This is a genomic window from Streptomyces sp. NPDC091377 (assembly GCF_044757045.1).
In the GTDB taxonomy this organism is placed as follows: domain Bacteria; phylum Actinomycetota; class Actinomycetes; order Streptomycetales; family Streptomycetaceae; genus Streptomyces.
The window spans coordinates 62,251-73,799 of sequence record NZ_JBIVUE010000019.1 but is presented as its reverse complement, the minus strand read 5'-3'; the positions used below and the strand labels follow the sequence as shown (position 1 = coordinate 73,799).

At 72.2% G+C, this 11,549-nt stretch carries 11 protein-coding genes; 6 read left to right on the top strand and 5 right to left on the bottom strand.

Going from position 1 to position 11,549, the window contains the following annotated elements:
- Positions 1–24: 24 nt before the first annotated feature.
- Together ACIQNG_RS31700 and ACIQNG_RS31695 are read left to right on the top strand one after the other, a co-directional pair.
- Positions 25–399 carry a F0F1 ATP synthase subunit epsilon gene (locus ACIQNG_RS31700; protein WP_401438889.1) on the top strand — a complete coding sequence of 125 codons (375 nt, stop codon included), beginning with the start codon at positions 25–27 and terminating at the stop codon, positions 397–399.
- A 159-nt stretch (positions 400–558) separates the two neighbouring features.
- Positions 559–1,005, top strand: a complete 447-nt coding sequence (locus tag ACIQNG_RS31695) for a DUF2550 domain-containing protein (protein ID WP_401438886.1) — start codon at positions 559–561, stop codon at positions 1,003–1,005.
- 50 nt (positions 1,006–1,055) lie between these two features.
- Here ACIQNG_RS31695 and ACIQNG_RS31690 read toward each other — a convergent pair whose 3' ends face one another.
- From ACIQNG_RS31690 to ACIQNG_RS31680, 3 genes are all read right to left on the bottom strand, one after another.
- Positions 1,056–2,870, bottom strand: a complete 1,815-nt coding sequence (locus tag ACIQNG_RS31690) for a glycosyl hydrolase family 18 protein (protein WP_401438884.1) — start codon at positions 2,868–2,870, stop codon at positions 1,056–1,058.
- Positions 2,871–3,020: 150 nt separating this feature from the next.
- On the bottom strand, positions 3,021–3,662 hold the full coding sequence (locus tag ACIQNG_RS31685; RefSeq protein WP_401489751.1) for a response regulator: 642 nt from the start codon (positions 3,660–3,662) through the stop codon (positions 3,021–3,023).
- A 28-nt stretch (positions 3,663–3,690) separates the two neighbouring features.
- The gene (locus ACIQNG_RS31680) at positions 3,691–4,890 is read right to left on the bottom strand and encodes a sensor histidine kinase (RefSeq protein ID WP_401489749.1); all 1,200 of its coding nucleotides are present in this window, start codon (positions 4,888–4,890) and stop codon (positions 3,691–3,693) included.
- 151 nt (positions 4,891–5,041) lie between these two features.
- Here ACIQNG_RS31680 and ACIQNG_RS31675 point away from each other — a divergent pair, with 151 nt between their 5' ends.
- Positions 5,042–5,713, top strand: a complete 672-nt coding sequence (locus ACIQNG_RS31675) for a hypothetical protein (RefSeq protein WP_401489747.1) — start codon at positions 5,042–5,044, stop codon at positions 5,711–5,713.
- A 64-nt stretch (positions 5,714–5,777) separates the two neighbouring features.
- On the opposite strand, the gene ACIQNG_RS31670 is transcribed toward ACIQNG_RS31675, so the two are convergent.
- Positions 5,778–6,350, bottom strand: a complete 573-nt coding sequence (locus ACIQNG_RS31670) for a cob(I)yrinic acid a,c-diamide adenosyltransferase (RefSeq protein WP_401438871.1) — start codon at positions 6,348–6,350, stop codon at positions 5,778–5,780.
- Positions 6,351–6,512: 162 nt separating this feature from the next.
- Here ACIQNG_RS31670 and ACIQNG_RS31665 point away from each other — a divergent pair, with 162 nt between their 5' ends.
- The 3 genes from ACIQNG_RS31665 (at position 6,513) to ACIQNG_RS31655 (ending at position 10,704) form a co-directional block, all read left to right on the top strand.
- Positions 6,513–7,361 carry a 3-hydroxyacyl-CoA dehydrogenase family protein gene (locus ACIQNG_RS31665; RefSeq protein ID WP_401438868.1) on the top strand — a complete coding sequence of 283 codons (849 nt, stop codon included), beginning with the start codon at positions 6,513–6,515 and terminating at the stop codon, positions 7,359–7,361.
- A gap of 185 nt (positions 7,362–7,546) precedes the next feature.
- A complete protein-coding gene (locus tag ACIQNG_RS31660; protein ID WP_401438865.1) occupies positions 7,547–7,870 on the top strand; it encodes an STAS domain-containing protein in 324 nt (107 codons plus the stop codon).
- Positions 7,871–8,106: 236 nt separating this feature from the next.
- The gene (locus ACIQNG_RS31655; protein ID WP_401489745.1) at positions 8,107–10,704 is read left to right on the top strand and encodes an ATP-binding protein; all 2,598 of its coding nucleotides are present in this window, start codon (positions 8,107–8,109) and stop codon (positions 10,702–10,704) included.
- A 69-nt stretch (positions 10,705–10,773) separates the two neighbouring features.
- Here the strand turns inward: ACIQNG_RS31655 and nucS are convergent, their stop codons facing one another.
- Positions 10,774–11,445 carry an endonuclease NucS gene (gene nucS, locus ACIQNG_RS31650; protein ID WP_401438860.1) on the bottom strand — a complete coding sequence of 224 codons (672 nt, stop codon included), beginning with the start codon at positions 11,443–11,445 and terminating at the stop codon, positions 10,774–10,776.
- Positions 11,446–11,549 lie beyond the last annotated feature (104 nt).

Below are 11,549 nucleotides of genomic sequence, written 5' to 3'. Positions count from 1 at the left end.
GGGTGGTGACCCGAGGAGCCAACCTTGGCTGCTGAGCTGCACGTCGCGCTGGTCGCGGCCGACCGAGAGGTCTGGTCCGGCGAGGCCACCCTCGTCGTCGCGCGCACCACCTCCGGCGACATCGGCGTCATGCCCGGTCACCAGCCGCTGCTCGGTGTGCTGGAGTCGGGCCCGGTGACCATCCGTACGAGTGATGGCGGAACGGTCATCGTCGCGGTGCACGGCGGTTTCATCTCGTTCGCGGACGACAAGCTGTCGCTGCTGGCCGAGATCGCCGAGCTGTCGGACGAGATCGATGTCCAGCGTGCCGAGCGCGCGCTGGAGCGGGCGAAGTCCGGATCGGACGCCTCCGCCGAGCGTCGCGCGGAGGTCCGGCTGCGGGCGGCGACCGCGCACTGACCGGGGCGCCTCCCTGTCCGTCTAGGATCTGAGGGAGCGCCCGTGCTAGACGTCACTCAGCCGCGGCTGGGACCGGAGCGATCCGGTGCCGGTCGCGGCTGAGGCAGATATACGGGTTTTTTCCGTTCCGTTACCTAGGAGACGAGGAGGTCGGTGCCGATGGTCCTCGCTCTGACTGTGTGCGGAGTCGTGGTCGCGCTCGTGGTGGTGGGGCTGTTCGTCTTCGGACTGCGGCGCCGGCTGATCCAGCGCTCCGGCGGCACCTTCGACTGCTCGCTGCGGTGGGCGGTCCCGGAACAGGGCGACACCAGCGGCAAGGGGTGGGCGTACGGCATCGCCCGCTACAACGGTGACCGGATCGAGTGGTTCCGGGTCTTCTCCTACGCGCCCCGGCCGCGCCGGGTGCTGGAGCGGGCCTCGATCGAGGTGGCCGGGCGTCGGCTGCCCGAGGGCGAGGAGGAACTCGCGCTGCTCTCCGACGCGGTGGTCCTCACCTGTCTCCATCGGGGCACGCGCCTTGAACTCGCCATGAGCGATGACGCGCTGACCGGATTTCTCGCGTGGCTTGAGGCAGCCCCGCCCGGTCAGCGCGTCAATGTCGCTTAGTGGGTCTTACTTCTACGGTCCGTCGGTCGTCGGCCGACGGTCGGTGAGCCCTACTTCAGGCCGTTGCTGATCGCGGTGACCAGTTCACCGTTGGTGGTGTCTCCGCTGAACTCCCAGAAGAACGCACCGCCGAGGCCCTGGCTCTTGGCCCAGGACATCTTGCCCGCGATGGTCGCCGGGGTGTCGTAGGACCACCAGTTGTTGCCGCAGTGGGCGTACGCCGTGCCACCCACGGTGCCGGTGGCGGGGCAGGTGGTCTTGAGCACCTTGTAGTCCTGGTTGCCCGGTTCGATGCCGGTCGCCGGTCCGGTCGCCGTTCCGCCGGGTGCGGACTGGGTGACGCCGGTCCAGCCGCGGCCGTAGAAGCCGATGCCGAGGAGCAGCTTGTTCGCCGGGACGCCCTGGGCCTTCAGCTTGGCGATCGCCTCGGAGGAGGAGAAGCCCTGCTGGGGGATGCCCGGGTAGGGGTTGAGCGGGGAGTGCGGGGCGGTCGGGCCCTGCGCCGCCCAGGCGCCGAAGAAATCGTACGTCATGACGTTGAGCCAGTCGGAGTGGGCGGCTCCGCCCGCGTAGTCGGCCTTGTCGATCTTCCCGCCGGACGAGGCGTCGGCGGTGATGGCGGCGGTGACCAGGTTGTTGGCGCCGAACCGGGCGCGCATGGCCTGCTGCATGTTCTTGAACGCGGCCGGGCCGGACGAGTCACAGGTCAGACCGCAGGCGTTGGGGTACTCCCAGTCCAGGTCGATGCCGTCGAAGACATCGGCCCAGCGCGGGTCCTCGACCAGCTGGTAGCAGGACTCGGCGAACGCGGTCGGGTTCTGCACGGCCTGGGTGAAGCCGCCGGACCAGGTCCAGCCGCCGAAGGACCACAGGATCTTGATGTGCGGGTACTTGGCCTTCAGCTGACGCAGCTGGTTGAAGTTGCCGCGCAGCGGCTGGTCCCAGGTGTCGGCGACACCGGAGACGGACTGGTCGGCGGTGTAGGACTTCTCGATGGCCGCGTAGGAGTCACCCATCGTGCAGCGTCCGTTCTGGACGTTGCCGAAGGAGTAGTTGATGTGGGTGATCTTGGCGGCGCTGCCCGAGGTGTCCAGGTTCTTGGCGTGGTAGTTGCGCCCGTAGACGCCCCACTCCGCGAAGTAGCCCATGTTGATCTTGCCGGGCGGCGGCGGGTTGTCACCCCCGCTGGTGCGGACCGCGACCGCGCCGCTGACCGGGCCGGTCTGGTCGGCGGTGTCCCGGGCCTGGACCGTGTACGAGTAGTCCGTGCCGGCGGTCAGGCCGGTGTCGGTGTAGGTGGTGCCGGTGACGGTGGCGACCACGGTGGAACCGCGCAGGACGTCGTAGTTCTTGACGCCCTTGTCGTCGGTGGCGGCAGTCCAGGCCAGTCGCACCGAGGTGTTGGTGACGTTGGACGTCGTAGGGGTGCCCGGGGCCGACGGCGGGGCGTCGCCGGGAGGTGTGCTGCCGTCACAACTGTCGTTGTTGAGCTTACAGTTGGAGGGCGAGCCCGGTCCGGTGCCGTTGAAGCCGAAGGTCACCGTGGCGCCGGGCGCCAGAGTGCCGTTCCAGCCCAGGTTCTTGGCGGTCCACCGGTTCCCGGTGTTGGTGATGGTGGCGTCCCAGCCGGACGCCACCCTCGTGCCGGTGGGGAAGTCCCACTCGACGGTCCAGGAGTTGATCGTGGTGGTGCCGGTGTTCTTGACCGTCCACCGGCCTTCGAAGCCGTTGCCCCAGTCCGAGGGTTTGGTGAAGGTGGCGGTGGCCGAGGTGGCCGCCTGGGCGGGGGTCGCGAGACCCACCAGTCCCGCCAGCGGAAGCAGCAGGGTCGCGAGACCGGCCACCACTTTGTGTCTGAAGCGCATTGTGGAGCGCCTCCTTGGGGAGTTGTCAGGGGTGTGACGCCTTGCCATGGGCATGGCGCAGTGACGCGAGAATAGAAAGGTCTGGACCACCGGTCAATAGGTCTGGACCATTGCTAAGGGATGTTCTGTAAGGCGACTGGGAAAACCGACCTACATCCCCAACTCCTGCGCCAACACCGCGGCTTGCACCCGACTGCGCAGTTCGAGCTTGCCCAGCAAGCGGCTGACGTGCGTTTTCACCGTCGCCTCGGCCATATCGAGGCGCTGCGCGATGTCCGCGTTGGACAGCCCCCTACCGAGGCACGACAGCACCTCGCGCTCGCGCCGGGTCAGCACCTCCAGGACCGCCGGATCGGTGGACGGCTCCCTGGCCGGCTTCGCCGCGAACTCGGCGATCAGCCGCCGGGTCACGGCCGGCGCGATCAGTCCCTCGCCGCGCGCCACGGTCCGTACCGCCTCCAGCAGATCGCGGGCGTCGGTGTTCTTCAGCAGGAAACCCGACGCCCCCGCCCGCAGCGCCCCGAAGACATACTCGTCCAGATCGAACGTGGTCAGGACAAGGACGTCCGCCAGCCCCTCGGCCACCACCGTCCGGGTCGCCGACACCCCGTCGAGGCGCGGCATCTGAATGTCCATCAGCACCAGATCCGGCCGTAGCTCACGGGCGAGTTCCACCGCCCGCTCGCCGTCCCCCGCCTCACCGACCACCTCGATGTCGGGGGCACTGCGCAGGATCAGCACCAGCCCCGCCCGCACGGCGGACTGGTCCTCGGCGACGAGCACTCGGATCATGCGGACTCTCCCTCGGCGACGAGCACGTTCACTCGGACTCCCCCTCGGCCACCGGCAGACACGCGCGGACCACCCAGATCCTGCCGTGCGCCGGATCCGCGGCGTCCCGCGCCCCGGCCTCGAACGTCCCGTCCAGCAGGGCCGCCCGCTCCCGCATCCCCACCAGACCGGCCCCGGAGCCGGGCGCACGCGGCCCGTCCGGGTGCTCGCCGTACGGACTGGTCACCGTGACCGCCAGCGACCCGCTGCGCTGCTCCAGCGCCACCCGCACCCGGCCGGGGCCCGCGTGCTTGAGCGCGTTGGTCAGCGACTCCTGCACGATGCGGTAGGCCGCCATGCCCACCGGCGCGGGCAGCCCCTCCCCGTGGCCGGCCTCCAGGGTCACGTCGAGACCGTTGGCGCGGGCCGTGTCCACCAGCGCCTCCAGGCCCTCCAGGGTGGGCGCGGCGGCGGGTTCCCGGTCCCCGCTGTCGTCCCGCAGGATCCCGATGAGCCGGCGCATCTCCGACAGCCCCGCCACGCTGTTCTCCCGGATCACCCCGAGCGCGTCCCGCGAGGTCCGCTCGTCGTCGAGGGAGAGCGCGGCGCTGGAGTGGATGGCGATCGCCGAGAGGTGGTTGGCCACCATGTCGTGCAGTTCCCGCGCCACCCGGGCCCGCTCCGCCGTCACCGCCTGTGTCCGGTCCATCTCGGCCAGCAGCGCGGTCTGCTCGGCCCGCAGCAGGGCCGCGTCGGCGGCCTGCCGGTGGTTGCGCACGATCAGCCCGGTCGACGCGGGCGCGAACGCCACCACCCCGGTCGCCAGCCCGATCAGCAGGGCCTCCGGTTCCCGCCACACCGCGTACGGCACGATCGTGCCGAGCACCGACAGCATCCCGGTGATCCAGGGGATCCGGCGCGCGGCCCCGGGCGAGCCGTAGAGCACGGCGGCGTACATCACATCGGTGAACATCACGATCGTGACCAGGCTGCCCTGGGTGAACTGGTCCAGGACCAGCGCGACCGTCGCCACCGGCAGCGTCACCCGCGGCGCGGTGCGGCGCAGCACCTCGCAGCCCGCCGTCAGGACGAGCGGCAGCAGCAGCGGCCAGCGCCCGCCCCACAGCACACCGGGCGCGTCCGGGGGGCGCAGTCCCAGCCCCAGCGCCCACAGCGCCAGCCCGCCGAGCAGCCCGGCGAGCGCGATACGCACGTCGAACGGATGCGGGCGGGGCAGTCGGGCGAACATGCCTCCATCCAACACGGCCCGGCGCGGTGCCGCCTGATCCCGGGGGACGGTCCCCGACTGCATCTTTCGATGTACCGGCACTTCGTCATCGCCGACGACGTATCCGGCCGCGCCCGGCGGGAGCCTGGAAGGGTCGCTGAAAGGAGCCGTCGTGATCGTCGCCCTGATCATCGCGTGCGAGGTCGGATTCTGGGTCCTGCTGGTCCTCGGCCTCACCGCGCGCTACGTGCTGAAATGGCGCCGCACCAGTGTGGTGCTGCTGCTGTGCGAGCCGGTGCTGGAGGTCGTGCTGTTCATCGCGACGGCGATCGACCTCAAGAACGGCGCCGAGCCGGGCTGGGAGCACGGTCTGGCGGCGCTGTACATCGGCTTCACCGTGGGCTACGGCCACTACACCGTCAAGTGGCTCGACGGCCACGCCGCCCACCGCTTCGCCGGCGCCCCCCGTCCGCCCAAGCCGCCGCAGTACGGCAGGGCCCGCGCGGCCCACGAGGGCCGGCTGTGGCTGCGTACCCTCGTCGCCGCCGCGGTCGCGCTCGTGCTGCTCCAGCTCGCGATCTGGTACGTCGGCTCCGGCGACACCTCCTCGCTGCGGGGCTTCCAGGGCACGGCCCTGCGCGCGGCCGGCATCCATGGCGTCGTCGCCCTGAGCTACTTCGTGTTCGGCAAGAAGGCCCCCGAACAGGCCCCGGACCAGGCCCGCGAACAGGCACCCGACCAGGCACCCGAACAGGCCCGCGAACAGGCCCCCGACCAGGCCCCGGAGGCGGGACCCGAGCGTGCCCCGCTGACGAAGGAGCGCGGCCCGGCGCCGAGGCCGTAGGACGTCGTGTCCCGGGGTCGGGGCCCGTAGAACGTGTCCCGGCGCCCAGCCCCGCAGTGCGTCGCTACCGCTCCCCGCCCGGCACCCACAGCACGTCGCCGGTCTCGCCGTTGGCGCTGCGGGCCAGGATGAACAGCAGGTCGGACAGGCGGTTGAGGTAGGTCGCGGTGAGCGGGTTCATCGTCTCGCCGTGCGCCTCCAGGGCCACCCACGTCGAGCGCTCGGCCCGGCGCACCACCGTGCACGCCTGGTGCAGCAGGGCGGCGCCCGGGGTGCCGCCCGGCAGGATGAACGAGCGCAGCTTCTCCAGCCGCTGGTTGAACGCGTCGCAGTCCGCCTCCAGCCGGTCGATGTAGAACTGCTCGACCCGCAGCGGCGGGAACTCCGGGTTCTCGACCACCGGCGTCGACAGGTCCGCGCCCACGTCGAACAGGTCGTTCTGCACCCGGGTGAGCACCGCCGCGATCCCGGCGTCCAGCCCGCCGAGGGCGAGGGCCGTGCCGATCACCGCGTTCGCCTCGTTGGCGTCGGCGTACGCGGAGATCCTCGGATCGGTCTTCGGGACCCTGCTCATGTCGCCGAGGTTGGTGGTGCCCCGGTCCCCGGTCCTGGTGTAGATACGCGTCAGATTGACCATGTCCCCAGCGTAGTTACGCCCCCCGCCGGGCCGGGTCACCCTCCCCGGTGTGATGTCCGTCATGTGAGACGTGACGCGCGTTACTAAGCGGTCACACAGCCCCTCCCGCCCGCTAGGGTCCGCCCAGGGAACAACGACAGCGCGTATCAGGGGAGTCGCACAGTGGCACGGAAGCTCGCCGTCATCGGGGCCGGTCTCATGGGTTCCGGCATCGCCCAGGTCTCCGCCCAGGCGGGCTGGGAGGTCGTCCTGCGCGACGTCACCGACACGGCGCTGACGCGCGGCACCGACGGCATCAAGGCGTCGTACGACAAGTTCGTCGGCAAGGGGAAGCTGGAGGCGCACGACGCCGACGCCGCGCTCGCCCGGATCACCGCGACCACCGACCTGGACGCCGTCGCCGACGCCGATGTGGTGGTCGAGGCCGTGTTCGAGAGGCTCGACGTCAAGCACGAGATCTTCCGCGCCCTGGACACGCTGGTGAAGGACGACGCGATCCTCGCGTCCAACACCTCCGCCATCCCCATCACCAAGATCGCGGCGGTCACCTCGCGCCCCGAACGGGTGGTCGGCACCCACTTCTTCTCACCGGTGCCGATGATGGGGCTGTGCGAACTGGTGCGCGGTCACAAGACCAGCGACGAGACCCTCGCCACCGCACGTGAGTTCGCCGAGTCCACCGGCAAGACCTGCGTCGTCGTCAACCGGGACGTGGCCGGCTTCGTGACCACCCGGCTCATCTCCGCCCTCGTGGTCGAGGCCGCCAAGCTCTACGAGTCGGGCGTCGCCAGCGCCGAGGACATCGACCTCGCCTGCAAGCTCGGCTTCGGCCACGCCATGGGCCCGCTCGCCACGGCCGACCTCACCGGCGTCGACATCCTGCTGCACGCCACGGACAACATCTACACCGAGACCCAGGACGAGAAGTTCGCGCCGCCGGAGCTGATGCGCCGGATGGTGGACGCCGGTGACATCGGCCGCAAGAGCGGGCAGGGCTTCTACCGCCACTGAGCGGACCGACCGCACACCGGACCCTCGGCCGATCGGCCGTACACCCCCTTCGGGCATCACACGTCGGGGTGAATTCGGTATCGGTTCGCTCACAGACGGCAACCTCTGGCCGCCTGGCGCAGTCAGAGGTTGCGTCGACGGACATCATCACCGCGGAGCATCACGACGCATCACGGGGAGCACATATGCACATCAGGGGCGACCACGTCGAGCTGGTCGTCGGGGGCCGCCTCGACGTCCGCAGCGCGGCGGACGCCCGAACGGCCCTGCACACGGCGGTCGACACCGGCACCGGTGACCTGGTCCTGGACCTGTCCGAACTGGACTCCTGGGACGCCACCGGACTGGGGGTGATCATGGGCGCCCACCGGCGGGCCGGACGCTGCGGGCGCCGACTGGTGCTGCGCGACGTACCCCCGCAGATGCAGCGGCTCCTCGTCGCCACCCGGCTGCACCGGATCCTCGCCATCGAGGGCGGTATCGGAGTGGAGTCACTGCCGCGGGTATGACTGCGGATCAGCCCGCACGGACCGGCCCGACCCGCGCAATTCTCATGAGACCGTGACCTCTCGGACGGCCGGGCACCCCGGGCTGTCATGGATACTGTGCCAAGGTTTACGGTTCGAATGCCCGCCGTCCCAACACCCTGGAGCGGGCACCGGACACCGGACCAGAAGCGACAGCGCGGTGTGCGGCGGGCCGGGAGGGGCCGAGCCGCACAACGCTCTTGGGGGGCTTGCAACCGATGGACCCGACCAACCGGGGACCCGAGGAGTACGGCCACGAAGGCGCCGGCGATCCGCCGCGCCCACGTCCGCCCCGGGACTCCCTCGCCCAGGACTTCGGCCAGCACACACCCGCCCCGGCCCGCACGGTCCGGCTGGTCACCGGTGAACTGCTGCTCACCGTCAACCCCGTCGACGGCAGCGAGATCGAGGTCTGCCCGCCCGGGGAGCGGCCCGCCCGCCCCGAGAAGCTCACCGCCGCCGCCCGCGCCGAGGTGGCCCGCGCCGCGGCCCCGCCCGCGCGCACCGGCCCCGCCCGGCCCGAACCGCCGCTCCTGGGCCGCGAGACGGAACGCGAACGGCTCGTACGGCTCCTCGCCCGCGGCCGTTCCGTACGGCTCACCGGCCCCGCCGGATCCGGCCGCACCCGGCTGCTCGACCTGGTCGCCGAGGAGTGCGCCGACCTCGCCCCCGACGGAGTGGTCCGGCTCAGCGGCGTCAACCGAGGCCCCGACGACCTGCTCCACGACCTCTTCCACGCCGTCCACGCCGCGCCCCTGCACCGCCCCGGCCCCGACGAACTGCGCGCCCTGCTCGGCCAGGTCGGCGCCGTGGTCGTCGTGGACGACCTGGAGTTCGGCGGCGCCGGGCTCGACGAACTGCTCGACGCCACCCCCGAGTGCGCCTTCGCGCTCTCCGCGACCCCCGACGTGGCCGCCCCCTCCGCCGCCTCCGGGGTGGAGGACGTCCTCCTCGGCGGACTCGACCGGGCCGGCGGACTGGACCTCCTGGCGCGGGCCGTGGGCCGCCCGCTCAGCGAGGAGGAGGCCAACTGGGCCGGCGACCTGTGGTTCGAGTCCGAGGGACTGCCCCTGCGCTTCGTCCAGGCCGGGGCCCTGCTGCGGCAGCGCGACCGGCTGCGGGCCGAGGTCAGCGCGTGCGACGAGGTCGGTGTCTTCCAGGAGATGTCCGAACTCCCCGCCGACCAGCCCTACGACGCCGGGCCCGCCGACGACACCGCCGACGCGGTCCCGCTGCCCTCACTCGCCGAGGGCGCCGCGCCCGCCGCGCTGCTCGCCGCCCGGCTGAGCGCCTCCGCCCGCGCCACCCTGCGCCTCGCCGTCGCCCTCGGCGGCGAACTGCCGCACCAGGCCCATCTGCCCGCGCTCGTCGGCGACACCCACGCCGACGCCGCCCTCGGCGAACTCCTCGACTGCGCGCTGGTCTCCCCGGCCGGCCCCCGCTACCGGCTGGCCGCCGGGGTGCACTCCCAGCTCGTGGCCGCCGGATACGCCGACGACATCGATGCCGAGGTGCTCGCCGCCGCCCAGCACTACGCCTGGTGGGCCGGCCACCCCTCGGTCACCCCCGAGCGGGTGTGGGCCGAGGCCGACGCCCTGCTCGCCGCGCTCACCGTGCTGGTGCCGCTCACCGCGGCGCCCGCGCAGGACGAGCGCAGCACGGCCGTGCTCCTGGCCCGCACCGCCGCGCCCGCGTTCGCGGCGGGACTGCACTGGAACGCCTGGGAACGGGCGCTGCGCGCGGGCGGCGAGGCGTCCCGGCTCTCCGGCGAGGTGGCGGAGCAGGCGTACTTCCACCACGAGTTGGGCGTGCTCGCGCTGTGCGGCGACCGGCTCGACCGGGCCCGCGCCGAACTGGAGACCTCCATCGGGCTGCGCGCCGCCCTCGCCGACAAGCGCGGCACCGTCGCCGGGCGCCGGGCGCTGGCCCTCGTGGACGACCGCGCGGGCACCGCGCCGGGTCTGCCCACCCCGGTCGCCGGTGCGCTCGGCGGGCCGACCGCCGTCCTCGGACCGGGCACGGGCACCGGCCCGGCCGTGGGGGAGGAGACGCCGGCCACCCGCGCCGAGGAGCCGGTGTCGCCGTCCGGCGCGGGCCCGGTCACGCCGACCGCGTTCCCCGTGCCGCGGCGCGCCGACGACCCCGAGGTGAGCACCGACCGCGACGCCTACGGGGCGCCCTCCCGCAAGGCCCGCGGCGGACTGCGCGGCTTCGCCCGCCGCAACCTGGTGGCGGCCGGCGCGGGCGCCCTGCTCGCCGCCGTGCTCGGTACGGTCGTCACCCTCGGCGCCACCTCCAACAACGAGAACGAGCCCCCGGCCGACCGGGTCGGCGTCAACCCGTCCGCGAGCCAGGGCCCCGGCGACGACAGCCTCGGCGCCGACGACGGGGGCGACGACGATCCCGGCACCCCGGCCGATCCGCCGACGGACCCCGGCCGCGACGGCACCCTCGGCACGACGGACGACTCGACCCCGACGGCGAGCGGTTCCGCCTCGGGCGAGCCGTCGGACGAGCCGAGCGGGACGCAGGGCAGCGGGGGATCGTCGTCGCCGTCGGAATCGGCCACGACGAAGCCGCCGTCCTCCTCGAAGCCGCCCACGCACACGCCGAAGCCGCCGACGGGGACCTCGAAGCCGCCGACCGGTAGCTCACCGCCGCCCACCGAGACGTCCGAGCCGCCGACCGGCACCCCGTCGACCACCCCGACCACCACGGACTCCGCGAGCGGCCCCGCCCCCACCGCCACGGCGAGCGGCACCGCGCCGACCGAGGAGGCCGGCCCGACCGCCTCCGACGCGGTGTCGGGGATCTGAGGGGATCTGAGGGGATCTGAAGAGCCCTGAGAAGCCCAGGGCTCTGAGAAGCCTTGAGGAGCCCAGGGCTCAGAAGAGGCGCAGCTTGTCGTCCTCGATGCCCCTCATGGCGTTGTAGTCGAGGACCTGGCAGCCGATGCCGCGGTCCGTGGCGAGGACCCGGGCCTGCGGCTTGATCTCCTGCGCGGCGAAGACACCGCGCACCGGGGCGAGATGGGGGTCGCGGTTGAGCAGCTCCAGATAGCGGGTGAGCTGCTCCACTCCGTCGATCTCGCCGCGCCGCTTGATCTCGACGGCGACGGTCTGCCCCTCGGCGTCCCGGCACAGGATGTCGACCGGGCCGATGGCGGTCATGTACTCACGGCGGATCAGGGTGTAGCCCTCACCGAGGGTCTCGATCCGGTCGGCGAGCAGCTCCTGGAGGTGCGCTTCCACGCCATCCTTGATCAGGCCGGGATCGACCCCGAGTTCGTGCGAGGAATCGTGGAGGACTTCCTCCATCGTGATGATCAGTTTCTCGCCCGCCTTGTTGACGACGGTCCAGACGCCCGCTTCCTCACCGCTGCCCTCCTTGAGGGTGCAGGGCGGCGACATCCAGTTCAGCGGCTTGTAGGCGCGGTCGTCCGCGTGGATCGAGACGCTGCCGTCCGCCTTCACCAGGATCAGGCGGGGGGCGATGGGCAGATGGGCGGTGAGCCGGCCGGCGTAGTCGACGGAGCAGCGGGCGATGACGAGACGCATGGTCGGCAACGCTACTCGACGCCCCCGGGTCCGCGCGATTCGCACGGAGCGCGCCCGCCGTACGGTGTCCCAACGGTCCCGGGAGGCGCCCGAGTTCGGTGGGA